The sequence below is a fragment of the Mycobacterium sp. NPDC050441 genome (genome assembly GCF_040655355.1).
GTDB lineage: Bacteria > Actinomycetota > Actinomycetes > Mycobacteriales > Mycobacteriaceae > Mycobacterium.
On the sequence record NZ_JBFAJS010000001.1, the window covers coordinates 967794 to 991429 of the forward strand.

17 protein-coding genes are annotated in these 23636 nt (G+C 66.9%); 8 read left to right on the forward strand and 9 right to left on the reverse strand.

All coding sequences use genetic code 11. From position 1 onward, the window contains the following. Positions 1 to 5: 5 nt before the first annotated feature. Positions 6 to 572, reverse strand: coding sequence for a TetR/AcrR family transcriptional regulator (locus tag AB0I14_RS04755; RefSeq protein WP_358016492.1), 567 nt, complete (start codon positions 570 to 572; stop codon positions 6 to 8). Between the two features lie 85 nt (positions 573 to 657). Between AB0I14_RS04755 and AB0I14_RS04760 the strand changes: the two genes are divergently transcribed. Continuing rightward, positions 658 to 3702 (forward strand): MMPL family transporter, encoded by a 3045-nt coding sequence (locus AB0I14_RS04760; protein ID WP_358016495.1) that lies wholly within the window; start codon positions 658 to 660, stop codon positions 3700 to 3702. Positions 3703 to 3804: 102 nt separating this feature from the next. Here the strand turns inward: AB0I14_RS04760 and AB0I14_RS04765 are convergent, their stop codons facing one another. From AB0I14_RS04765 to AB0I14_RS04775, 3 genes are all read right to left on the reverse strand, one after another. Further along, positions 3805 to 5631 carry a phosphoenolpyruvate carboxykinase (GTP) gene (locus tag AB0I14_RS04765; protein WP_358016498.1) on the reverse strand — a complete coding sequence of 609 codons (1827 nt, stop codon included), beginning with the start codon at positions 5629 to 5631 and terminating at the stop codon, positions 3805 to 3807. Between the two features lie 156 nt (positions 5632 to 5787). Then, entirely contained in the window at positions 5788 to 7293 is a 1506-nt protein-coding gene (locus AB0I14_RS04770) for a hypothetical protein (protein WP_358016501.1), read from the reverse strand. Continuing rightward, a complete protein-coding gene (locus AB0I14_RS04775; protein ID WP_358016504.1) occupies positions 7290 to 8138 on the reverse strand; it encodes a hypothetical protein in 849 nt (282 codons plus the stop codon). The genes AB0I14_RS04770 and AB0I14_RS04775 overlap by 4 nt, the downstream gene beginning before the upstream one ends. 278 nt (positions 8139 to 8416) lie before the next feature. On the opposite strand from AB0I14_RS04775, the gene trmB reads away from it, so the two are divergent. The 3 genes from trmB (at position 8417) to AB0I14_RS04790 (ending at position 13035) form a co-directional block, all read left to right on the forward strand. Further along, positions 8417 to 9214 (forward strand): tRNA (guanosine(46)-N7)-methyltransferase TrmB, encoded by a 798-nt coding sequence (gene trmB / locus AB0I14_RS04780; RefSeq protein WP_358016816.1) that lies wholly within the window; start codon positions 8417 to 8419, stop codon positions 9212 to 9214. After that, positions 9211 to 9939, forward strand: coding sequence for an NYN domain-containing protein (locus tag AB0I14_RS04785; RefSeq protein ID WP_358016507.1), 729 nt, complete (start codon positions 9211 to 9213; stop codon positions 9937 to 9939). The genes trmB and AB0I14_RS04785 overlap by 4 nt, the downstream gene beginning before the upstream one ends. Before the next feature lie 66 nt (positions 9940 to 10005). Then, on the forward strand, positions 10006 to 13035 hold the full coding sequence (locus tag AB0I14_RS04790) for an MMPL family transporter (RefSeq protein ID WP_358016510.1): 3030 nt from the start codon (positions 10006 to 10008) through the stop codon (positions 13033 to 13035). Between the two features lie 72 nt (positions 13036 to 13107). Here the strand turns inward: AB0I14_RS04790 and AB0I14_RS04795 are convergent, their stop codons facing one another. Next, entirely contained in the window at positions 13108 to 14241 is a 1134-nt protein-coding gene (locus AB0I14_RS04795) for an AI-2E family transporter (protein ID WP_358016513.1), read from the reverse strand. Positions 14242 to 14313: 72 nt separating this feature from the next. Here AB0I14_RS04795 and AB0I14_RS04800 point away from each other — a divergent pair, with 72 nt between their 5' ends. Genes AB0I14_RS04800 through AB0I14_RS04810 form a run of 3 tightly spaced genes read left to right on the forward strand, consistent with a single transcriptional unit; the run spans position 14314 to position 17034 of the window. Then, on the forward strand, positions 14314 to 15459 hold the full coding sequence (locus AB0I14_RS04800) for a YbhN family protein (RefSeq protein WP_358016516.1): 1146 nt from the start codon (positions 14314 to 14316) through the stop codon (positions 15457 to 15459). Positions 15460 to 15482: 23 nt separating this feature from the next. Then, the gene (locus tag AB0I14_RS04805) at positions 15483 to 16682 is read left to right on the forward strand and encodes a M23 family metallopeptidase (protein ID WP_358016519.1); all 1200 of its coding nucleotides are present in this window, start codon (positions 15483 to 15485) and stop codon (positions 16680 to 16682) included. Continuing rightward, the gene (locus tag AB0I14_RS04810; RefSeq protein ID WP_358016522.1) at positions 16669 to 17034 is read left to right on the forward strand and encodes a DUF3054 domain-containing protein; all 366 of its coding nucleotides are present in this window, start codon (positions 16669 to 16671) and stop codon (positions 17032 to 17034) included. The genes AB0I14_RS04805 and AB0I14_RS04810 overlap by 14 nt, the downstream gene beginning before the upstream one ends. Here AB0I14_RS04810 and AB0I14_RS04815 read toward each other — a convergent pair. The 4 genes from AB0I14_RS04815 to AB0I14_RS04830 all read right to left on the reverse strand — a co-directional run bounded on the left by AB0I14_RS04815 (position 17022) and on the right by AB0I14_RS04830 (position 20252). After that, complete coding sequence (locus AB0I14_RS04815; protein WP_358016525.1) at positions 17022 to 18368, reverse strand: HAMP domain-containing sensor histidine kinase; 1347 nt, start codon at positions 18366 to 18368, stop codon at positions 17022 to 17024. The genes AB0I14_RS04810 and AB0I14_RS04815 overlap by 13 nt on opposite strands. 26 nt (positions 18369 to 18394) lie before the next feature. After that, the gene (locus AB0I14_RS04820) at positions 18395 to 19063 is read right to left on the reverse strand and encodes a response regulator transcription factor (RefSeq protein WP_167769574.1); all 669 of its coding nucleotides are present in this window, start codon (positions 19061 to 19063) and stop codon (positions 18395 to 18397) included. A gap of 76 nt (positions 19064 to 19139) precedes the next feature. Continuing rightward, entirely contained in the window at positions 19140 to 19523 is a 384-nt protein-coding gene (locus tag AB0I14_RS04825) for a heme-binding protein (protein WP_358016528.1), read from the reverse strand. 168 nt (positions 19524 to 19691) lie between these two features. Next, positions 19692 to 20252 carry a hemophore gene (locus AB0I14_RS04830; RefSeq protein ID WP_358016531.1) on the reverse strand — a complete coding sequence of 187 codons (561 nt, stop codon included), beginning with the start codon at positions 20250 to 20252 and terminating at the stop codon, positions 19692 to 19694. Between the two features lie 272 nt (positions 20253 to 20524). Between AB0I14_RS04830 and AB0I14_RS04835 the strand changes: the two genes are divergently transcribed. Beyond that, on the forward strand, positions 20525 to 23386 hold the full coding sequence (locus AB0I14_RS04835; protein ID WP_358016534.1) for an MMPL family transporter: 2862 nt from the start codon (positions 20525 to 20527) through the stop codon (positions 23384 to 23386). Positions 23387 to 23636: the final 250 nt, after the last annotated feature.

A 23636-nucleotide genomic window follows, 5' to 3' on the forward strand; every position in this document is an offset into this window, starting at 1 on the left:
CCCAGTCAGTCCGCACCGATCCCACGCAGCAGCAACATCAGGCTGGTGCAGGCGTCGTCGAGCGGCTGCAGCGACCTGGCGCTGCGGCACTGAATGATGGCGCCTTCGAGTGAGCTGACGATGAAGCTGCCGAGTGAGGCCGCGGTCGCTGCGTCAACACCCTTGGATTCGATCGAAGCCGCGATCACGCGCGCCCAATCAGCAAACACCGCTGCCGAGGCTTCCCGTACCGCGAGCGCATCCGGCCCGGCCTGGGCGGCCGCCACGATGGGGCATCCTCCGGTGAACTCACTGTCGGTGAGGTTCTGTTTCCAGCCGCCGACGAAGGCACGGATCACGTCCTCGGCGGGCAACGCCTGCGTCAACTCTTCGATCCTGGCGGTGATGATCCGCCCGGCCTCCAGCGTCGCCTGCTCCATCAATTCAGTTTTCCCCGCAGGAAAATGCTGGTAGATCGACCCGCGGGCGGTATTGCTGCGGTCCAGCAGATCGCTGAGACCCGTCGCATGTACGCCGTACTCACGCATCAGCTCGATGGCGCTCTGGATGAGACGCTCACGCGGGCCCGCCACTGTCGCCACCCTCTCCAACACCTGAATAGACCGATTGGTCCATCCTAGTCGACCATACATAGACCGATTGATCTACGATGCCGAAATGCACGATCTCGCGATCTTCGGCAAACTCACACGCGCCTGCGCCAAGCACGCCTGGTGGGTTCTCGGCGCCTGGCTGGCCCTGGCCGGTGTGCTCAACCTGGCCGTCCCCCAGCTGGAACACACGGTCGCCGAGCACTCGGCGCCGTTCACCCCGGAAAGCCAGACCACCGAAACCCTGCGACAGATGTCCCGTGACTTCGGCGTCCCCGACACCACCGCGATCGGCAGCATCGTGGTGTCCAGCGACCGGGCACTCGGGTCCGCCGACACCGCGTACTACCGCGACATGGTGTCGCGATTGGTGGCCGACAAGGACGACGTCGCATATGTGCTCGACACCTACGGCACCCCCGGTCTGGAGAAACTCGGCCTGAGTCCCGACGGGAAGGCCATCCATCTGATCGTCGCGACCACGGGCGACGTCGGCTCCACCCGCGCACACCGGTCCACCGAGAACGTCCGCGCCGCAGTCGAGGCCTTGCCGCGCCCACCGGGCGTCGACGTGCATTTCACCGGTGCCGCGCCGACGCTGTCGGACCTGTTCTCCGCCATCGACACCTCGCTCGCCATCATCACCGTGGTTTCGGTCGTGCTGATCACGCTGTTGCTGCTGGCGGTGTACCGGTCACTGCTGACCGCGATGATCCCGCTGCTCACCGTGGGCATCTCGTTGGGCGTGGCCCGCCCGGTGATCTCGTGGCTCGGCGGCAACGAGCTGCTGTCGGTATCCAACTTCACCATCGCCCTCGTCACCGCCATGGTGCTCGGCGCCGGTACCGACTACGGCATCTTCCTGCTGGCCAACTACCACGAGGGCAGACGGCGCGGGATGTCCGTCGACGACTCGGTGGCCCGCTCCGGGGCACACACCGCGGGCATCGTCATCGCGTCGGCGCTGACCATCGCCGGCGCCGGAATGGCCATGGTGTTCACCAAGATCGGCATGTTCCGCACTGCCGGCCCACCGATCGCGCTGGCGATCGCGATCACCATGGCGGTCAGCCTGACACTCACCCCGGCCATCATGGCGCTGTGGGGCCGGCGCGGTTTCGCCGAACCCCGTCCGCTCGACGAACGCCGATGGCGCCGACGCGGAGCTGCGATCGTGCGCCGGGCACCTGCCCTGGTTGCCGCATCACTGGTGTTCCTGCTTGCGACCAGCGCGGTGCTGTTCACGTTCCAGCCCAACATCGACGAGAACGCCATGCAGTTGCGGTCCACCGACAGCAAGCGTGGCTACGAGGCCGTCTACCGTCATTGGGGTGTCAACGAAGCGGCCCCGGAGTTCGTCACCATCCGGGCCGACCACGACATGCGCAACACCAACGATCTGGCCGCGCTGGACCTGATCGCGATGTCGATCGGCAATCTCCCGCAGGTCGCCTATGTCCGATCCATCACCCGACCCGATGGAAAGCCGTTGCCCGAGACAGCGATCGGATCGCAGACCGCTCAGGTCGGTGATGGCTTGGCCGACGCACACGACCGCGTCGAGCAGGCCATCCCTCAACTGAAACAGCTCGCGGCCGGGGTGACCCAACTGCACGACGGTTCGGCAGGCGCCGCAGACAGGCTGCCCGAGCTCGCCAAGGGCGCCCACGACCTCGTCGCCCTCACCCGAAACCTGCTCGGCACCCTGGAATCCGCGAACCGGGTGGTGAACAACGTCTCGGACGGATCTCTCGACGTGGCGACCGTGGTCCGCACCATGGCCGGCGCCACCGATGCACTGGACCGTGCGGTCAACGAAATCGATTCCACCCGAGACAAATTGGCCGCTCCCACGGCTGCCATGCATGCGGTGTTCGATCCACTGACGGCAGCCGTGCCCGGGCCTGACTGCGCTGCGGACTGCCTGCGGGCGCGTCAGGCCTTCGCCGACCTCAACGCGGCCACCAGTGGGCGGGCGCTGCTCGCGATCAACGGCCTGACGCTCGCCGCGCCGCTGGTGCCCGAGCGTCCGGTGAGCACCGCGCTGGACACCCTGCCGGATCTCCGCGCCGGCATCAAGGGTCTGCGGACCATGCTCGACCAGCTCGGCACCCGTACGCCCGAGCAGACCCGAGGCGACCTCAACCGGCTGATGTCCGGAATCAACGAACTGTCAACGGGTCTGAGTCGGCTCACCACCGGTCTGGGCCAGGTCAAATCCGGCACCGACACCATGGTGGCGCTGACCACCGAACTCGGTGCCGGGCTCAACCGGGCATCGGACTTCCTGCACCGGCTTTCCGCCGACACCGCGACCGGCGCGGGGCGCGGCTTCTACCTACCCGAGGAAGGCCGCAGCGATCGCCGGTTCACCGCAGGTGAGCGGCTGCTCATCTCGCCGGACGGCCACAGCGCCCGCATGATGGTGGTCTGGTCGGTCAACCCGTACGGTGCCGAGGCGATGGGTGCGATACCGGATGTCATCGCCGCGGCGAACAATGCCGCCACCGGCACCGTCCTCGAGCACGCGAACATCGAATCGACCGGCCTGGCCTCGCTGTCGCAACGTCACCTCGACCAAACCTGGCGTGACTTCGCACTTTTCGGTGTCGTCGCGGTGGCGGCCGTGCTGCTGGTGTTGATCGTCATGCTGCGCAGCCTGGTGGCACCCGTGCTGATGATCGCGGCGGTGGTGCTGTCTTTCGGTGCCGCGGCCGGAATGTCCACCCTCATCTGGCAGCACATCATCGGTATCAACCTGGACTGGTCGGTCTTCCCGGTGTCGTTCATGGCGTTGGTCGCCGTCGGCGCCGACTACAGCATGCTGTTCGCCGCCCGCATCCGCGAGGAATCCCACAGTGGCGTGATCAGCGGGATAATCCGCGGGTTCGGCAGCACTGGAAGCGTGATCACCACCGCGGGAGTCGTTTTCGCGATCACCATGTTCGCGCTCACCAGTGGGACGGTGCTCAACTTGGTGCAGATCGGGTCCACTGTCGGCATCGGTCTGCTGCTGGACATCACCGTCGTGCGAACCTACCTCGTTCCCGCCGCGATGAGCCTGCTGGGAGAACGGATGTGGTGGCCGGCACGCGCGAGCTCACCGGCGTAACGCCTTCGCCGCCAACGCAAACGCGCACCCTCGTGAAGTCACGAGGGTGCGCGTAATGCTGACGCGTGGCGGCGTGTCCAGCAGACACGCACGCTCGCGGGGTCAGGACTCAGACAGGCGGTGCTTGAGGGCGTCGAACTCGTCCTTGATGCCGGTGGGCAGCTTCTCGCCGACGAACTCGAACCACTCCTCGATCAGCGGGAGCTCGGCCTTCCACTCCTCGGCGTTGACGGCCAGGGCCTCGTCCACGTCGGCGGGATCCACGTCGAGCCCGGACAGGTCCAGGTCGGCCGCCGTCGGCACGATGCCGATCGGGGTGCTCTTGCCGTCGGCCTTGTGCTCGATGCGCTCGATGGCCCATTTCAGCACGCGGCTGTTCTCACCGAAGCCGGGCCACAGGAAGCGGCCGTCGTCGCCGCGGCGGAACCAGTTGACGAAGAACACCGCGGGCAGCTTCGACTCGTCGGCGTTCTTGCCGATGTTGATCCAGTGCTGGAAGTAGTCACCGACGTTGTAGCCGAGGAACGGCAGCATGGCCATCGGGTCGCGGCGCACGGTGCCGACCTTGCCTTCGGCGGCGGCGGTCTGCTCGGAGCCGAGGGTGGCGCCGATGAAGACGCCGTGCTGCCAGTCGCGGGCCTGGGTCACCAGCGGGACCGTGGTCTTGCGGCGGCCGCCGAACAGGATCGCCGAGATCGGCACGCCCTCCGGGTCATTCCACTCCGGCGCCAGCGTCGGGCACTGGGCGATCGGGGTGCAGTAGCGCGAATTCGGGTGCGCCGCCTTGGTTTCCGCCTCCCGCAGGTTCCAGTCCTGGCCCTTCCAGTCGATCAGATGATCGGGCTCGCCCTCCAGGCCTTCCCACCACACGTCGTTGTCGTCGGTCTTGGCGACGTTGGTGAAGACGGTGTTGCCCGCGGCGATGGTCTTCATCGCGTTCGGGTTGGAATCCCAGTTGGTGCCGGGAGCGACACCGAAGAAGCCGAACTCGGGGTTGACGGCGTAGAGGCGGCCGTCCTTGCCGAACCGCATCCAGGCGATGTCGTCACCGACGGTCTCGGCGCGCCAGCCCGGGATGGTGGGCTGCAGCATCGCGAGGTTGGTCTTGCCGCAGGCCGACGGGAACGCCGCAGCGACGAAGTAGGACTTGTTCTCCGGGGAGATCAACTTGACGATCAGCATGTGCTCGGCGAGCCAGCCCTCGTCGTGGGCCATCGCCGAGGCGATGCGCAGCGAGTAGCACTTCTTGCCCAGCAGCGCGTTACCGCCGTAACCCGAGCCGAAGCTCATGATCTCGCGGGTCTCCGGGAAGTGGGTGATGTACTTGGTGTCGTTGCACGGCCACGGCACATCCTTCTCACCGGGCTCCAGCGGTGCGCCGATCGAGTGCAGCGCCTTGACGAAGAAGCCGTCGTCGCCCATCTTGTCGAGCGCAGCCCGGCCCATCCGGGTCATGGTGCGCATCGAGACTACGACGTACTCGGAATCGGTGATCTCCACACCGAGCTTGGGGTCCTCGGCGTCCAGCGGGCCCATGCAGAACGGCACCACGTACATGGTGCGGCCACGCATCGAGCCGCGGTACAGATCGGCCATGATCCCGCGCATCTTGGCGGGCTCCATCCAGTTGTTGGTGGGGCCGGCGTCGATCTCCCGCTCGGAGCAGATGAAGGTACGCGATTCCACCCGGGCGACATCTGAGGGATCGGAGAGCGCCAGGTACGAGTTCGGCTGCTTCTCCTCGTTCAGCTTCTGGAAAGTGCCCGCCTCGACCAGGTGGGCGGCCAACCGGTCGTACTCCTCGGCAGACCCGTCGGCGAAGACCACCCGGTCGGGCTGAGTCAACTCTGCGACCTCCTGAACCCAGGCCAGCAGTCCCTGATGTTTCGTCGGTGCGGTGTCCAGACCCGGAATGGTCGCTGAGGTCATCAAATTCTCCTGCGTAGGTTCGTGTAACCCAAGCCGCGTCACGACGCGGTCACGGCTACCCCTTGGGTAGAGGTTAACGCGGGTGACATACCCACGGTGAACCAGTGGTATGTCCGATCACTCACAGGAACGATTCAGATGAACGTTATCAGCCGGTTACTCGTCAGTAGCGTCGCTGTTGCCGTACAAATCCGCCCGGACCGCGTTCAGCGCGCGCTGTAACGGCGGGATCCGACGGTCCCGCTGAGCCGCCGCCCGCGCGGTGGCGATGGCATGTTCACGCAGTTCGGCGTCCATCGCGGCAGTCTTCTCGGCCGCCGCGGCGGTCTCGGATTCCTCTCGCGCCGCCAGTTCGGTGGTGAGTACGGTTTCCGCGGCGAGCACCCGCGTCGCGACGAGTTCTTCCACCGCCGAACGCAGGGTCGTGGTGATCTCACCGACCCAACGGTCCAGTACCGCCCGGTCGTGCAACAGCCCGCGGGTGCCGACCACCCAGACCGCCAGCAGCAGACCCACCACCGCGCCGACCACGAGTCCGGCCACGGCCAGTCTCGGCGCCGCACCGACCAGCAGCCGGCTGACCGCCACCGCGACACCCAGCCCGAAGCCCGCGCCCAGAACCAGCATCAGCCGCGTCTCGGGCGTGCGGGATTTCAGCGGCGGCGACGACAGGTCGGGCACCACCGCCGGCTGCGCCGGCAATCCAGCCTGCGCCGGCGCAGCCGACCCCGCAGGGAGGGGCAACTCGAGTTCCGCCGCGACCCCACGCAGGTGTGCGGTCACGCCCTCATCGACCTCGCCGACAACGTCGCCGGCGCGCTGACGGGCGTACTCCTCGAACGTCGCAATCCGACGACGACTGATGCCGGCGACATCCTCCTGCAGTTCGGTGCGCACCGAATTACACCGGTTGCGGGCGAAGTAGCCGAGCTGAACCCGGGCCTGCTGCATCTGACTGCGCAACCCGATGCTGCGCTCGGTGCGGGTCAGCCTGCGGGCCCTGCCCACCTCGGCGCGACGCTCCCGCAACACATCCACCCGCGCCTGACGGTCAGCCCCGGATCCGTCGGCCTCATACCTGCCGATCACTGCTTCCAGGCGAGTTTCCCAGGCGCGCAGCCTGTTCCGGCGCGCGATGTCGGGATCAGACAACTGACTTTTGAGCAGTTCGACGAGTTCATCGAGCTGCGGCTCACCCAGATCGGGCGCGGCCGACACCCCCACCCAGGGCATGCGCTCGTAGCGCTCGTCGCGCCCGCTCAGGATCTCCGCATCGGCGTCGCGCACATCGCGCCAGTCGCGGTACGCATCGATCTTGGACACCACACCCACCACCACGTCGGTGTAGCGCGAAGCCAAATCGACCAGGGCACAATCGGATTCAGTGATCGGGGCGGCCGCCGAAACCACGAACACCACGGCCGCCGGTGCCTCACCGGCCACCAGTTCGGTGGATTCGACGAACGTGGTCTGCGGCATCCGCTCCCGCAACGCCGCCATCACACTCGTCGATCCGGCCAACCACGGGCCGGCCACCAGCACCGCGTCGCGGGTGTCCACGCCCGGCGTGTTCAGGCCGGGATCGATCGCTGCCACCACGGCGTCAGCCGCCGCCACGGCTTCCGCCACGGCCTCATCCCGGGCCGTATCCACGTCGGTCATCGTCCCTTACCCGCCGCACCCAACAGTCTCAGTGACCCTCGCACTATGTCGTCGCCACAACTGCGGTGCAAGGCATTCACCGGACCGTCACGGTAGCGCTGCCAGTGGCGGGCCCGGCACAGATGGGCGTCACGGTCAGCTCCGGGATCCACCGTCAGCCCGTCGGCCTGCACCACATCGACGGCCGCGGCCATCACCGCGATCACCGTCTCGTCGGCGGCAAGAAAGCGTCCCACCGACGGGCCGCCGACCGCGCGCAGCTCAGCCAGCGCCCACCGCACCCGCCGATACCAAACCGACGCGGCCGCGGTATCGATGGCCCCCACCACCCGATCGACCTCACTGAGCCGTCGCAACAGCCCGGGCAGGCTCTGGGCAGCCGCGCCCCGGCTCAACGCCAGCGTGGTGTGCGCGATCCCGAACCGGTCGAGACGTTGCAGCAGCTCGGCGCGCACGGCGCGTTCCACCCGGTGCGGACCCGCCACAAAGGCGTCCGCCGAGTTCAGATCGGCCGGCTCAGCGGCCAACAACCGGAGTGCGTCGACCAGTCGCTCCGACAGGACCGTCCGGCTCAACAGCGCGACCATCGGCACCACCGGCACTCCGGCCAACTTCTGCAGGCGGCCGGCCCGGTGATGGGCGGTCGCGACCGGACCTCCGGGCCCGGACCCGGCCAGATCCGACTTGTTGAGGACGACGATCGCCGGCCGACCCGCGCGGGCCAGCTCGGCGAGCACAGCCTCATCCTCGGGTTTGAGCACCTCGGCGATCACGACCACCGTCACGTCGCCGGTATCGGCGATCTGCAGACCGGCGCCGGCAACGGCGCCTTCCACCGTGCTCACGCCGACCCCTCTGCGCCCGCGCACACTGACACTCAGCGGAGCCGAAACCCGCGCACTGATCTCCGCCAACCGCGCATCGCCGTCACGGTCGGCAAAGCGTGTGAGCTCGTCTGCGAAAATCTGGCGGCCTTCCCTGCGTGGTGACGGGCGCAACCCCGGTGCCTCACGAAAAATCGTGACACGGCCCGGACGGACTCGCGAACGGATGTTTAAGCCCTGGCAGCTGGAGGCAACTGTTGGGTATCAATCTCTACCACGATGCGGGCACACCGCCCCCGATAAGAGACCATGGACGGATGCACCCGTCCACGTCCGATGTCGGTGGGCCGGCGCCGGCAGATGAGGCGGCCGACGTGCCGTCCGCCCAGCCGCACCGTTTTCCCCGGGTGACCAGCTTCCGCACCCGGCGGTCGACGCTGTCGCCCGCCCAGCAACAAACCTGGGACCGGCTGTGGCCCGAGCTGGGCATTCAGGCCCGCGACGAGGATTCGACACCAGTGTCCGACCTCGACACCGCGGTCTGGTTCGGCCGCTCGGCCCCGCTGATCCTGGAGATCGGATCCGGCACCGGCACCTCCACGCTGGCGATGGCCCAGGCCGAGCCGGACTTCGATGTGATCGCGGTGGAGGTCTACCGCAAAGGCCTGGCCCAGCTGCTCAGCGCGATCGACCGCTCCATGCAGACCTCATCGCCCGTCACCAACATCCGCTTGGTTCGCGGGGACGGCGTCGATGTGCTGGAGCACATGTTCGGTAGCGGGAGCCTGACCGGCGTGCGGGTGTACTTCCCGGATCCCTGGCCCAAGGCCCGCCATCACAAGCGCCGCCTGCTGCAGCCGGCCACGGTGGCACTGATCGCCGACCGGTTGCGTCCCGGCGGAATCCTGCATGCGGCCACCGACCACGCCGGTTACGCCGAGCACATCGCCGAGGTCGGCGACGCCGAGCCACGGCTGCGCCGGGTCGCGACGGACGCGGCTCTGCCCATATCGGTCGAGCGTCCGGTCACCAAGTACGAACGCAAGGCCCTGGCCGGCCCCGACGTCACCGAGTTGGTGTGGGAGAAACTGCCATGAGTGTGACCGAAGACATGCAGGACGACACCGCGCAGGTAGAGGCCCGATCCGGCGCCGGATCCGACACGCCGGCCGGCACGCCCCCACGCCGGGTGCTGCTGGTGTGGGATGCGCCGAACCTCGACATGGGACTGGGCGCGATCCTGGGTGGCCGCCCCACCGCGGCGCACCGTCCCCGCTTCGACGCGTTGGGCCGCTGGTTGCTCGGATACGCCGCGGACCTGTCCGCCCAGCCCGGCAACTCCGCCGAAGACAACACAGACGTGTCACTGGAGCCCGAGGCCACCGTCTTCACCAACATCGCCCCAGGTAGCGCCGATGTGGTGCGCCCGTGGGTGGAAGCGTTGCGTAACGTGGGTTTCGCCGTCTTCGCGAAGCCGAAGATCGACGACGACAGCGATGTCGACAGCGACATGCTCGATCACATCGCCCTGCGTCGCAGCGAAGGACTGGCAGCGGTCCTGGTTGCCTCGGCGGACGGACAGGCGTTCCGGCAACCACTGGAAGAAATAGCCCGTGAGGGCACCCCGGTGCAGGTGCTCGGATTTCGCGAACATGCGAGCTGGGCGTTAGCGTCGGATACCTTGGAGTTTGTCGATCTGGAGGACATTCCCGGTGTGTTCCGGGAACCGTTGCCACGGATCGGCCTGGACTCGCTGCCCGAGCAGGGAGCATGGCTACAGCCGTTCCGGCCGCTGTCATCGCTACTGACCGCGCGTGTGTAACAACTGAAGACCTTCGTCAGTCAAAACGCGGGTCACCACGAGTTTTAAAAAGCGTTAGGAGCCTAAGTGTTCGCCTGGTGGGGTCGAACGGTGTACCAGTTCAGGTACATCGTCATCGGTGTCATGGTGACGCTGTGCCTGGGTGGCGGCCTCTACGGCGCCAGTCTCGGAGAGCACGTCACGCAGAGTGGTTTCTACGACGAGGGCAGTCAATCGGTCCGGGCGTCGCTGTTGGGCGACGAGGTCTACGGCCGTGACCGAACCAGCCACATCGTCGCCATCCTGACGCCGCCGGATGACAAGAAGGTCACCGACAAGGCGTGGCAGAAAAGGGTCACCGAGGAACTGGACCAGGTGGTCAAGGATCACCCGGATCAGATGGTCGGTTGGGTGGGTTGGCTCAAAGCCCCTGACACCACCGACGAACTCGTCAACCAGATGAAGACGCAGGACCTGAAGCACACCTTCATCAGCGTGCCGCTCAAGGGCGATGACGACGACACGATTCTGAAGAATTACCAGGTCATCGAACCTGACCTGCGGAAAGTCAACGACGGCGACATCAAACTGGCCGGGCTGAACCCACTGGCCAGCGAGTTGACCGGCACCATCGGCACCGACCAGAAACGCGCCGAGCTGGCGATTGTGCCATTGGTCGCCGTGGTGCTGTTCTTTGTGTTCGGCGGAGCGGTCGCCGCGGCCCTGCCCGCAATCATCGGTGGCCTGACAATCGCCGGTGCTCTGGGCATCCTGAGACTCACCGCCGAATTCGGGCCGGTGCACTTCTTCGCCCAGCCGGTTGTGACGATGATGGGCTTCGGCATCGCGATCGACTACGGCCTGTTCATCGTCAGCCGGTTCCGAGAGGAGCTGGCCGAGGGCTATGACACCGAGGCCGCGGTACGAAGATCGGTGATGACGTCGGGACGAACCGTCGCGTTCTCCTCGGTGATCATCGTGGCGTCCTCGCTGCCACTGCTGCTGATCCCGCTCGGCTTCCTGAAATCGATCACCTACGCCATCATCGCCTCCGTACTGCTGGCGGCATTCCTTTCGATCACCGTGCTGCCGGCTGTGCTGGCCATCCTGGGACCCAGAGTCGACGCACTTGGTGTGACGACATTGCTGAAGGTGCCGTTCCTGGCCAACTGGCCGTTCTCCCGGAAGATCATCGACTGGTTCGCCGAGAAGACCCAGAAGACGAAAACCCGCGAAGAAGTCGAGCGGGGCTTCTGGGGCAAGCTGGTCAACGTCGTGATGAAGCGGCCCATTGCCTTCGCCACGCCGATCCTGGTCGTGATGACCCTGCTGGTCATCCCGCTCGGCCAGCTCGCGCTGGGCGGTATGAGCGAGAAGTACCTGCCGCCGGACAACTCGGTGCGCATGGCCCAGGAGGAGTTCGACAAACTCTTCTCCAGTTTCCGGACCGAGCCGCTGACCATGGTCATCCAGAGTGACGACGGCAAACCGGTCACCGACCAGCAGCTCGCCGAGCTACGTTCCAAGGCCGCGACGGTGTCCGGCTTCACCGACGCCGACAACCCGGCCAAGATGTGGCAGGAACGCAACGCACAGGAAAGCGGAACCAAGGATCCGTCGGTGCGCAGCATTCAGAACGGCCTGGTCAACAGCAGCGACGCACCCGCGAAGATCAACGAACTGCGGGCCTTGCCCGCACCCCACGGCACTCAGGTCTTCGTGGGCGGCACGCCGGCTCTGGCGCAAGACAGCATTCAGAGCCTGTTCGACAACCTGCCGCTGCTGGCGGTGATCCTGGTCCTCACCACGACGGTGCTGATGTTCCTGGCGTTCGGATCCATCGTGCTGCCGATCAAGGCCGCACTCATGAGCGCACTGACACTCGGGTCCACGATGGGCATCCTGACCTGGATGTTCGTCGAAGGTGGTCACGGTTCTGGGCTGCTCAACTACACCCCACAACCACTGATGGCACCGATGATCGGTTTGATCATCGCGGTGATCTGGGGTCTGTCCACCGACTACGAGGTCTTCCTGGTATCCCGCATGGTGGAGGCCCGGGAACGCGGCATGTCCACCGCGGAGGCCATTCGCATCGGCACCGCAACCACCGGCCGCCTGATCACCGGTGCGGCACTGGTGCTGGCAGTGGTGGTCGGTGCGTTCGCCTTCTCCGACCTGGTGATGATGAAGTACCTGGCTTTCGGTCTGCTCATCGCACTGCTGCTGGACGCCACGGTGATCCGGATGTTCCTGGTGCCGGCCATCATGAAGCTGCTCGGCGACGATTGCTGGTGGGCTCCGCATTGGATGAAGCGCATTCAGCAGAAGCTCGGCCTCGGTGAGACCGAACTGCCCGACGAGCGCAAGCGCCCGATGGCGCAGGAGTCCGGCGAGGATCCCCGCGCACTGGCCGGCGTCGGCGCCCTGCCGGCACCGCGGCCGCACGATCCGACCCATCCTGCGGCTGAGCCCAGGCGCCCGCAGATGCCGCGGACCAACGCCCCCTCGGCCGCGGGCACGGCGCGGATCACCCCGCCTCAGGCACCGGCCCAGCAGCAGCTCCCGCCGCAGCCCAACCAAGAGCCGACCACCACGCGGTTCGCGATGGCCCGCAACGCCGTGCGCAACGCGGTGAACACGGCGGTCAACACGGTCAACACCGCGACCGGCAACACCAACGCCGGCACGGAGCGCACCCCGCAGCCGACCGCGCGGCCCGGTGGGGCTCCGGCAGGACCCCCGCAGCGTGAAGATCGTGAGATCGAGTCGTGGCTCGGTGCGTTGCGCGGCGGCCCGGCCAAGGGCGGCCCGTCCAACGGCACCCCGCCGCCTCCCCCACCTCCCGCGCCACCGGCACCGCGACCCTCGGCCGACGCCACCCGTGCAATGCCGCAACAACAGCAGCGTCCGCCCGCCGCCGGTGAGAGCGCGCCGACGACGGCGTTCAACGCGCAGCGTCCGGGACCGGGTCCGGGACCGGGCCCGAATCCGCCGTCACGCCAACGTGATCAGGATCCGTCGACCCAGAAGTTCAACCCCCACGACGACGAACCTCCGCGTCGCGGTGGCGGGATGAGCGCGCAGGATCTGCTCCGCCGCGAGGGCCGGCTCTAGGAGCCCGTTGATCGAATGTTGGCTTGTGCTCGATGATTCGCTGAAATCTCGAACACAAGCCAACTTTCGGCGCTAGTCCTCCAGCTGGTCGGGCGTGGCATCGATCAGCACGCCTTCGGCATCCTCCTGCCGGGCCTCCTCGGCGTCCGGGTCCTCGGACAGCAGAACCCGCGTCGCGCTGTTGATGAACGCCACGGTGGGCACCGCGAGCAGGGCGCCGACGATGCCGGCCAGCACACCACCGCCCGCGATGGCCAACACCACCGCCAGCGGGTGGATCGACACCGCACGGCCCATCACCAGTGGTTGCAGCACATGCCCTTCGAGCTGCTGCACGGCGATGATCAGTCCGAGGGTGATCAGGGCGTAGACGAAGCCCTTGGCCAGCAGCGCCACCACCACCGCCAGGAATCCGGCGACGACCGCACCGACCAGCGGGATGAAGGCGCCCATGAACACCAGCGACGCCAGTGGCAGCGCCAGCGGGATGCCCATGATCGCCAGGCCGGTACCGATGCCGACCGCATCGACCAGGGCCACGAGGAACGTGGCTCGCATGTAGCCGCCCAACGAGTGGAAACCGGCCCGCCCGGCGTCCTGGACCCGGTCACGCACATGGGTGGGAAACACCTTGGTGACGAACGCGAAGATGCTGCGCCCGCCCTGCAGCAGGAAGATCAGCGTGAACAGCACCAACAGCGCGCCGGTGAGCAGCTCGGTGAGGGTGCCCGCGGTGGACAGCGCACCGGTGGTGAGCTTCTCCTGGTTGCGTTGCAGCGCCTCGATCGCGGTGTTGCCGGCCTGGTCGATCTGCTCCTTGCTCAGCTGCAGCGGGCCGTTGATCAGCCAGTTGCGCAGCCCGTCGATGCTTCGGGTCACCTGTTCCACGAGTTGTGGTGCGCCTTCGATGAATTGGGAGATGACGAAGCTCAGGATGCCGCCGACCACCGCGAAACTGGCCAGCAATACCAGCGCCACGGCGGCTCCGCGCGGTGCCCCGCGGCGGTCCATGAAGTCGACGGCGGGCAGCAGCAACGCCGCAACCATGGTGGCCAGCGCCACCGGCACCACGATCACCTCAAGGTGTTTGATCAGCCACAGCAATGCCAGGACGGCACCCAAGATGACCAGCAGTCGCCATGACCAGGCAGCAACCTTGCGGACGAACGGCGTAACGGCCTCATCAGCAACTGGATCCAAAGACATGCCGGTAGCCTAATGCGGCGCGCCGCCGCAACCGGTGATGTCGTCGCTACCTGCGCGGCTACCCTGTAGGGCGTGTCACAGGACGCGCCGGCCGACACAGCCCGGGACCGGGCCGGCTCCACGCGCGGCAAGTACTGGTGGGTGCGATGGGCGATCATCGCACTCGCGGTCACGGTGCTCGCTGTGGAGGTGACCCTGGTCTGGGACCAGTTGGCGAAGGCCTGGCGCAGCCTGCTCACCGCGAACGGATGGTGGGTGCTGGCGGCAGTCGGCGCCGCGATGGCCTCGATGCACAGCTTCGCCCAGATCCAGCGGACACTGCTGCGCTCGGCTGGAGTACCCGTCAAGCAATGGCGTTCGGAGGCGGCGTTCTACGCCGGCAACGCGCTGTCCACCACCATGCCCGGCGGCCCGGTGCTCTCGGCGACGTTCGTCTATCGCCAACAACGCATCTGGGGGGCCTCGCCGGTGGTGGCCTCGTGGCAGCTGGTGATGTCGGGGGTGCTGCAGATCGTGGGCCTGGCACTGCTGGGCCTCGGCGGGGCGCTCATGCTGGGCGCCAGCAAAAACCCACTGTCGCTGATCTTTTCGCTGGGCGCGTTCCTGGCGATCATTCTGCTGGCCCAGGCCGTGGCCACCAGACCGGAACTGATCGACGGTATCGGCGCCAAGGTGTTGTCGTGGGTGAACTCGTTGCGCGGCAAGCCCTCGAACGCCGGACTGGCCAAGTGGCGCGAGATCTTGCAGCAACTGGAGTCGGTCAGCCTGGGCCGCCGGGACCTCGCGTTGGCGTTCAGTTGGTCGATGTTCAACTGGGTCGCCGACGTGGCCTGCCTGGCCTTCGCCTGCTATGCCGCAGGCGGTCATCCGTCGCTGGCCGGGGTCACCGTCGCCTACGCCGCAGCCAGGGCGGTGGGGGCGATCCCCTTGATGCCGGGCGGTCTGCTGGTGGTGGAGGCCGTACTGGTGCCCGGGCTGGTCTCCTCGGGAATGACGCTGGCCTCGGCCATCTCGGCGATGCTGATCTACCGGCTGGTCAGCTGGATCTTCATCTCGACCATCGGCTGGGTGGTGTTCTTTTTCATGTTCCGCACGGAGAAGGACATCGATCCCGACGCCGGCGGGCCGGCAATTCAACCGGACGCCGGCGGGCCGGCAATTCAACCGGGCGCCGGTTCGGCCCCGACCGACACTCCATCCCCGAATTCCGAATCCTGAAACCCCAGCGCTAGGAGACGTCCATGCGAATCCGGTACGCGATCGGAGTTCTCACGCTGACCTTGGCGGGATGTTCTTCGGCGCAGACTCCGCAGTCGGAGACCCCCACGACCACCACCCCACCGCCGGTGGTCACGCCGGTGGTGGGATCGGTTCTGGCCGAACCGGTCCCGGTGGCGGCCACCGATGGCCGCACCCACCTGGCGTACGAGTTGATGCTGACCAACACCTCACCGGGCACCGTCACCCTCAACTCGCTGAGCACCGCGACCGGTGACCGCAAGTTGCTCACCCTGTCCGGGGACAGCCTCAAGTACTGGACCAGGGCAGTGGGTAATTCCGCTGTCGGAACCAATGTGATCGGCCCCGGACAGAGCGCGTACGTGTGGCTGGACGTGATCGCCGACGATCCGACGCAGGTGCCAGGAGAACTCACCCACGAACTCGGGATCACCGTGGCCAAGCCGATGCCGCCGCTCGTCCCACCGACCCTGACCGAGTCCCTGGCGCCGGTGTCTGTCCAGACCCGTAAGGCGGTGTCCATCTCCCCGCCCCTGACCGGCGACAACTGGGTCGACGCCAACAGTTGCTGCGATATGACACCGCACCGCATGGCACTCAATCCGATCAACGGAAAGGTCTGGGCGGCAGAACGATTCGCGATCGACTATGTACAGCTCGGCGCCGACGGCCGGGTATTCGCGGGCGACCGGGCCAAGGTCACGAGCTACCCGTATTTCGGCTCGGAGATCCACGCGGTGGCCGATGGACCCGTGGTGGCGGTGCTCGACGGCCTGAATGAGCAGGTTCCCGGTGTCACACCGAACGGCCTGACCCTGCAGCAATACGGCGGCAACCACATCGTGCAGGACATCGGTGACGGCAACTACGCGTTCTACGCGCATCTGCAACCGAACAGCCTCAAGGTCAAGCCCGGGGACAAACTCAGCACCGGGCAGGTCATCGGCGCCCTTGGCAACTCCGGCAACTCCGATGCACCGCACCTGCACTTCCACGTGATGGACGGCCCGGATCCATTGGCATCCAATGGTTTACCATTTACCTTCAAATCGTTCCAGCTGAATTCCCGGCTCACGTCACTGAGCGCCGCCGACGCACTCTTCGACGGGAAACCGGCCGCACGGCAACCGGGCTTCGCCGAGCGCGACCAAACCGACGTCAGCCCACTGGTACTGGATGTGATGACTTATGCGACGAGCTAGCGGCACGGCCTTCCTGGCGGACCTGATCTGTGTGGTGGTGTTCTGCACGATCGGACGGCGCAGCCACGCCGAAGGACTGACCGTCGTCGGGGTCGCCGAGACCGCATGGCCGTTCCTGACCGGGACCGTGGTGGGCTGGCTGCTGTCCCGCGGTTGGCAGCGCCCGACGTCGTTGGCACCCACCGGCGTCGTGGTGTGGATCAGCACCGTGGTGGTCGGCATGGTGCTGCGAAAACTGACCTCGGCCGGTGTGGCCGTCAGCTTCATCGTGGTCGCCTCGCTGACCACCGCCCTGCTGTTGCTGGGCTGGCGCGCAGTGCTCGCCGGGCTGCGGCGCCGTCAATCCGCCTGAGCCGCATCCTCTGTCGGCGAGGCCGACGCGGCCACCGTCAATGTGGCCCGCAAGCCACCGAGCGGCCCGTCGGACAACGTGATCTCACCACCGTGCAACTGGGCCTGCTGCGCCACCAGCGCCAACCCCAGTCCGGAGCCGCCTGCCATCGCGGTGCTACCCCGGCGGAATCGACCCAGCACGGTCTGATGCTCCTCGACCGGTAGTCCACGCCCATTGTCGTCGACGGTGATGATGAGGAACTCCTTGCTGCGGTGGGCGGTCAGCACGATCCGGGTGGCCTCGCCGTGGACGACCGCATTGCGCACCAGATTGTCCACCGCGATGCGCAGCCCACCGGGCCAGCCCAGCACCAGACCGACGTCGTCGGCCACCTGCACGTCGATCCGGACATGCTCACTGCCCCGGGCGTTCTCCCTGACCACCCGGTCGAGCAGATCGGCGATGTCGATCAGTTCGCGGTCCTCGGCCTGGGCCAGTTGCCCCGAGGCGAGTTGGCCCAGCGCGGTGATGATGGCCTCCACCCGGCGCTGTGCGCGGGACAGGTCGGCGACCACCTCGTCGCGTTCGGATTCGGGCAGGTTGTGGATGCGCAGCGTGTCCAGGTCCGCCCGCATCGCGGTGAGCGGGGTACGCAACTCATGCGCGGCGTTGGCGGCGAAATCCTGTGCGGCCTGAAGGGAATTGGTGGTGGCGCGCTGCGCGGCGGCCAGGCGGGTGAGCATGCCTGCCATCGCCTCCGACAGGTCCTCCGCCTCCCGCACGCCGCGCACCTTCGGCATCGTGTCGGTGCCGCTGTCCAGTTTCGAGGTCTGCTCGGTGAGCTTGCGCAGCGGCCGGATGGCCGGCCCCGCCAACAGCCAGCCCAGACTGCCTGCCACCAACACCGTCGCTACACCGAACACGCTGTACAGCGGAATCCTGTTGGGGCTCAACAAGATACTGTCCGCGCGGATACCGATGGACATCAGCACGCCGCCGTGCTGGTCCACATGGACGGTGCGCACCCGGTAGTCGACGCCGTTGACGTCGACGGTCTCGGTGCCCGGCGGCAACGCAGGCAACTGGAAGCCCCGCTGGAACACCACCTGCCCCGTCGAACGCGACCGGCCGGTGGTCAACACGCCGCGCGTCGGATCCTGGAGATGCTCGGGGTTGATGCTGGCATCGACGATCGAATCGAGCCTGCGATCCAACTGCGCAGAGTCGTTGTTGGCTAACACCACCGACGTCAGGATGGTGAACACCGCGACCACTGCCGCGGCCGCCAGCGCCGAGGCCACCGCGACCCTGGTGCGCAACGACGCGGAACGGATGAAGCCGAAGGCTCGCACCTAGTGCTGGTTTCTCACGGAATCCATCACGCATCTTCCCGCAGGACGTACCCGATCCCCCGGACGGTATGGATCACCCGGGGCACGTCGGGTCGCTCGAGCTTGCGCCGCAGATACGAGATGAAGACGTCGGCCACGTTGGTATCCACATCGAAGTCGTATCCCCAGACCAGCTCGAGGAGCCGCTGCCGGGACAACACCACACCGGTGTTCTCCGCCAACACCGCCAGCAGGTCGAATTCCCGCTTGGTCAGGTCGACACGGTCCCCGCCGACGAACACCAGCCGGCGGGCGGTGTCGATGGTCAGCGCCCCGACGGTCATGGTGTCCGACGGACGGTCGGTGTGGCTGGCCCGGCGCAACAATGCGTTGAGGCGTGCCACGAGTTCGCCGAGGTCGAACGGTTTCGTCAGGTAGTCGTCCGCACCGGCCTCCAGCCCCGCGATGCGGTCGTTGACCGTGTCACGCGCCGACAACACGCAGATGGGGATCTCGTTGCCCAATGCCCGCAGAGCGGTGACCACGGCGACGCCGTCGAGTTCGGGCATCTGAACGTCGAGAACGAGCGCGTCGTGCGACTCGTTCGACAACAGGCGCAGTGCCTCTTTGCCGGACGCCGCGACCCGGACATCGAACCCCGAATGCCGCAATCCGCGGGCAACCGAAGTGCGCACATCCGGGTCGTCGTCGACCATCAGCACCGTGCGGTTCACGCTGTCGGGTGTCACGTGTCCTTCGCCGCTGGCGGGGGTAGCTTCCACCCGCACTCGGTTACGGGATGGAAGGAGCCGGAGCTTCGCCGCAGCGGTTCTTCAGGTCTACCAGCGGCTGGCGGATCCCGGTCAGCTCGGCCTTGGTCTGCGGGTTTGCTGCCAGGTAGTCCTGCACCTTGGTGCGAACCTCGTCCCGCGGCAGTCCTTCCAGACTGGTGAAGAAGTTGTTCACATCGGGATGGGTGAACAGGTACGCCGAGGTCGATGCCGATACGCCCGAAGCCACGCCGGCCAGATCGGCTGCGCTGCAGTTGGGAGGGTTGTTCGCCGGATCGTCGGCAAGCGCCGACGGGATGGCGCCGAACAGCATCGCACCGGCTACAGCGCCGGCGCCGGCCACGCCAGCTACCACGCGCCGCGCATTTCGGGCCGAGAGCAACATGGTCAAGCTCCTTCATCGGATGGGGAAGGCCGTAACCCCAAACGGTTATCGGCTCAGGAAAGCTAAGCAGAATCCGGGGCGACTTTCCTGCCTTGTGCGCAAACCGCCGCGCCGGGTCGCGAACCCGCAGTTCAGCGGCGTCGCCGCCACGACGCGACGGCGGCCGATCTAGCGCGCCGAGGCCGTGGCGGGACCCGGAAGCGGACCGGAGCCCGGTGCTACGGCCGAAGCCCGTGGGGATTGCGCGGGCACCGCGACGCTGGGCACCCCGACGTTCTGCGCCGAGGGCAGCGTGCCCGGCAAAGCACCGGCGGCCGCCCCGCCGCCCTGTGACTGGGTGGCCTGCATCAGCCCCATCAGCTGCGGCAGGGTGACCGGCAGCTTGCAGCGCGTACCCAGGACGGTCAGGGGTTGCTGCAGCTGCTGGATGTCCTTGGCGGCCTGCGGGTTGGCGTCGAAGTAGGTCTTGAGGGCCGAGATCGACTGGGCTCCACCCTGCTGCTGGCTGATCGTGGTCAGGGCCTGGTTGGTCTGCGGATGCGTGTCCAGGTAGTTGCCGATGTTGGTGGCCACGCCGCCCGCGGTGCGGGCGACCTCACTGGCCGCACACGGATCGGTCGCAGCCGTGGCGGACGGGACCATGAGCGCGGCCACCGCCGCACCGCCTCCCGCGATCGCCGCGAGAGCGACGGCCAGCGAGCGGCGCAATCCACCGTTGGTCGGTTGCATGGAGAACTCCTTCAGCGTGGGCCCCGGCGCACACGTCAGCCGGGGTCGTCCTCAGCTATGTCGCCGGACAGCGCCGTTCCGTTAGCGGCGGGCGGTCACGTAACGCTACGTATGTCGGCTGTGGATATAGCTGTGAGAAGTCTCAGGGCGATCTCAGAACCTGAAGAGAGCGGGCCACCCTACACCGGTGGAGGTACGCTCTCGCTGACACAAGCCAGGACACGCCCAGCCATGTCGGGGGGAGAAAGCGGGGACCTCGCATCCAGCAGTTCATGATGCGCTTGAGCAGCTATCTGCGCAGATTCCGCTGGGCGGTTTTCGCGACATGGTTGCTGCTTCTGGTGCCCTCGATCTACCTCGCGATCAACCAGTCGTCCAATCTGACCGGCGGCGGTTTCGATGTTGAAGGTTCACAGTCGCTCCACGTCCAGCGGCAGCTCGAGGAACATTTCCCGAATCAGGGCGCATCCCCGCTTGCCCTGATCGCGGCTCCCCGCGCCGACGCCTCGTTCGAGGACATGAACTCCGCGGTGTCGCGGTTGGAGAAGATCGCGGGCCAGGTGCCCAGCGTCAAGATGGTGCCGAATCCGCAACAGCCGGCCCCGCAGCCGGACCGGCCGTACGTCATCACATTGCAGTTGGACTTCAACAACACCGGCGCGGTGGACGTGGCCAAACAGCTGCGCCAGAAGGTCGGGGTGCACGGCGAAGACCCCGGTGAGAGCGAGAACGGCAAGGTCAAGTTCTACGTCATCGGGCAGGGCGCCCTCGGTGCGGCCGCCACCCAGGCCACCAAGCACGACATCGCCGCGGCCGAGAAGTGGAACCTGCCGATCGTGTTGATCGTGCTGCTGGCGGTGTTCGGCTCGCTGGCCGCGGCGGCGCTGCCGCTGGTGCTCGGCATCTGCACAGTCGTGGTGACCATGGGCCTGGTCTATCTGCTGTCGATGTACACCCAGATGAGCGTGTTCGTCACCTCGACGGTGTCGATGTTCGGTATCGCCCTGGCCATCGACTACTCCCTGTTCATCCTCATGCGGTACCGCGAAGAGCTGCGCGCCGGGCGTGATCCGGCCGATGCGGTCGACGCGGCGATGGCCACTTCCGGTCTGGCGGTGACGCTGTCGGGACTCACGGTGATCGCCTCGGTCACCGGCATCTACATCATCAACACCCCCGTCCTGGTTTCGATGGCCACCGGCGCGATCCTGGCCGTCGCGGTCGCGGTGCTGACCTCCACCACGCTGACCCCGGCGGTGCTGGCGACGTTCGGCAATGCCGCGGCCAAGCGATCGTCCTACCTGCACTGGTCCCGGCGTGCCGAGGCGAGCCAGTCGAGGTTCTGGACCCGCTGGACCGGCGCCGTGATGCGTCGCCCGTGGGCCTCGGCCGTCGGCGCGACAATCCTGTTGCTGATCCTGGCGGCGCCGGCGTTCGGCATGGTGCTGGGCAACAGCATGCAGCGCCAGTTCGAGCCCACCCACGAGATCCGCGGCGGGGTCAACGCCGCCGCCGACGCATTGGGTCCCGGTGCGCTGGGCCCGGTGCGGGTACTGGTGACGTTCCCCGGAGAAGACGGCGCATCCTCATCCAAGGGCACCGCCACCCTCGACGCGGTCCGCCAGGAGATGACCAGGACGCCGCACGTGGTGAACGTGCAGCCGCCCGTGTTCGCCGACAACAACACCAGCGCGCTGCTGTCTGCCGTGCTGTCGGTGGATCCAGAAGACCTGGCCGCCCGCGAGGCCATCGACTGGATGCGGGACAACCTGCCCGCGGCGGCCGGGTCAAACGCACGAATCGATGTCGGCGGTCCGACCGCCCTGATCAAGGACTTCGACGACCGGGTCTCCAGCACGCAGCCGCTGGTGTTCCTGTTCGTCGCGCTGATCGCCTTCGTGATGCTGTTGGTGTCGATCCGGTCGGTGTTCCTGGCGCTCAAGGGTGTGCTGATGACGGTGCTGTCGGTGGCCGCGGCCTACGGCAGCCTGGTGGTCGTCTTCCAGTGGGGCTGGTTCGAGGAACTGGGCTTCGAGAAGATCAGCTCGCTCGACAGCACCGTTCCGCCGTTGGTCCTGGCAATGACCTTCGGTCTGTCGATGGACTACGAGATCTTTCTGCTCACCCGGATTCGGGAGCGGTTCCTACAGACCAACAACACCCGTGACGCGGTTGCCTACGGAGTCAGCACGAGCGCGCGCACCATCACCAGCGCCGCGTTGATCATGATCGCCGTGTTCATCGGGTTCGCTTTTGCCGGCATGCCGCTGGTGGCCCAGCTCGGTGTGGCCTGCGCGGTGGCCATCGCGGTCGACGCGACCGTGGTCCGGCTGATCCTCGTGCCCGCCCTGATGGCCATGTTCGACGAATGGAACTGGTGGCTGCCGCACTGGCTGGACCGGCTGTTGCCCGAGGTGGACTTCGAGAAGCCGTTGCCCAAGGTCGAGGTCACCGATCTGGTGATCATCCCCGACGACATCTCCGCGCTGGGTCCGAGCGGATCAGACCTGCGCATGATGGTCCGAACCGCCGCCCGGATGAAACATCTTGCCCCGCAGACGATCATCGTCACCGATCCGCTGGCGTTCAGCGGCTGCGGCAAACCGTCTGCGCGGCTGGCGGCGCGGCGGCCGGGCGGCCCGAAACGCTGCCCCGGCGTGCATCCGGTGACGATGTGGCGGGGCAGGCTTTCGGTAGCCGTGGACGCGTTGGAGGCCGAGGCCGACGCGCAGCGGGCTCCGATGGAACGCCTCGGCCCGGTCGAGACCACCAACGTGCAACTGCCGACCGGTGATCGGCTACAGATCCCGACCGGCGCCGAAACGCTGCGTCTGAAAAGTTATCTGGTCATGTGCCGCAACAGCACCAAAGACTTTGAAGAGTTTGCTGATCTTGCCGAGTCGATGGAAACCGAGACTGCAGCTCTGGTGTTGTCGGGCATGGACCGGTATTACTGTGGGCAGAACCCGAAGAGCAGATGGGTGGCCACGCAGCTGGTGCGGCGTCTGGCCGACCCGCAGCCGTCCGATGAACACGAGTTCGCGATGTCGGACCCGGATGCAGCTGCCGAATGGGAGAAGGTCAGGCAGCGCTGCCTGTCAGTTGCGGTAGCGATGCTGGAGGAGGCGAAGTGACGTTGGCCCCCGACGTCCGGGAACCGAGGGATGCGCGGACTGCGCGTCGTGACGAGATTCAGCCGGCTCAATCGTCCACTCGGCGTCCCCAGGGACCTCAGGCCCAACGCCCCGCCGGGCAGCGCGCTACTACTAGTGCCCAACGGACTACCGCTCAGCGGACGACGACACAACGCACCGACGCTCAGAAGCCCGCCACGACTCAGCGGCCCACACCCGCTCAGCGCGCCGCTTCGGCTCAGCGCACGAC

What these genes read in the sequence shown, in the direction of transcription:
- AB0I14_RS04835 (WP_358016534.1), top strand. Translation starts at nt 20,525, where the DNA reads ATGATGCGCTTGAGCAGCTATCTGCGCAGATTCCGCTGGGCGGTTTTC.
- AB0I14_RS04765 (WP_358016498.1), bottom strand. Translation starts at nt 5,631, where the DNA reads ATGACCTCAGCGACCATTCCGGGTCTGGACACCGCACCGACGAAACAT.
- AB0I14_RS04805 (WP_358016519.1), top strand. Translation starts at nt 15,483, where the DNA reads ATGCGAATCCGGTACGCGATCGGAGTTCTCACGCTGACCTTGGCGGGA.
- AB0I14_RS04770 (WP_358016501.1), bottom strand. Translation starts at nt 7,293, where the DNA reads ATGACCGACGTGGATACGGCCCGGGATGAGGCCGTGGCGGAAGCCGTG.
- AB0I14_RS04830 (WP_358016531.1), bottom strand. Translation starts at nt 20,252, where the DNA reads ATGCAACCGACCAACGGTGGATTGCGCCGCTCGCTGGCCGTCGCTCTC.
- AB0I14_RS04795 (WP_358016513.1), bottom strand. Translation starts at nt 14,241, where the DNA reads ATGTCTTTGGATCCAGTTGCTGATGAGGCCGTTACGCCGTTCGTCCGC.
- AB0I14_RS04760 (WP_358016495.1), top strand. Translation starts at nt 658, where the DNA reads ATGCACGATCTCGCGATCTTCGGCAAACTCACACGCGCCTGCGCCAAG.
- AB0I14_RS04820 (WP_167769574.1), bottom strand. Translation starts at nt 19,063, where the DNA reads ATGGTCGACGACGACCCGGATGTGCGCACTTCGGTTGCCCGCGGATTG.
- AB0I14_RS04810 (WP_358016522.1), top strand. Translation starts at nt 16,669, where the DNA reads ATGCGACGAGCTAGCGGCACGGCCTTCCTGGCGGACCTGATCTGTGTG.
- AB0I14_RS04825 (WP_358016528.1), bottom strand. Translation starts at nt 19,523, where the DNA reads ATGTTGCTCTCGGCCCGAAATGCGCGGCGCGTGGTAGCTGGCGTGGCC.
- AB0I14_RS04785 (WP_358016507.1), top strand. Translation starts at nt 9,211, where the DNA reads ATGAGTGTGACCGAAGACATGCAGGACGACACCGCGCAGGTAGAGGCC.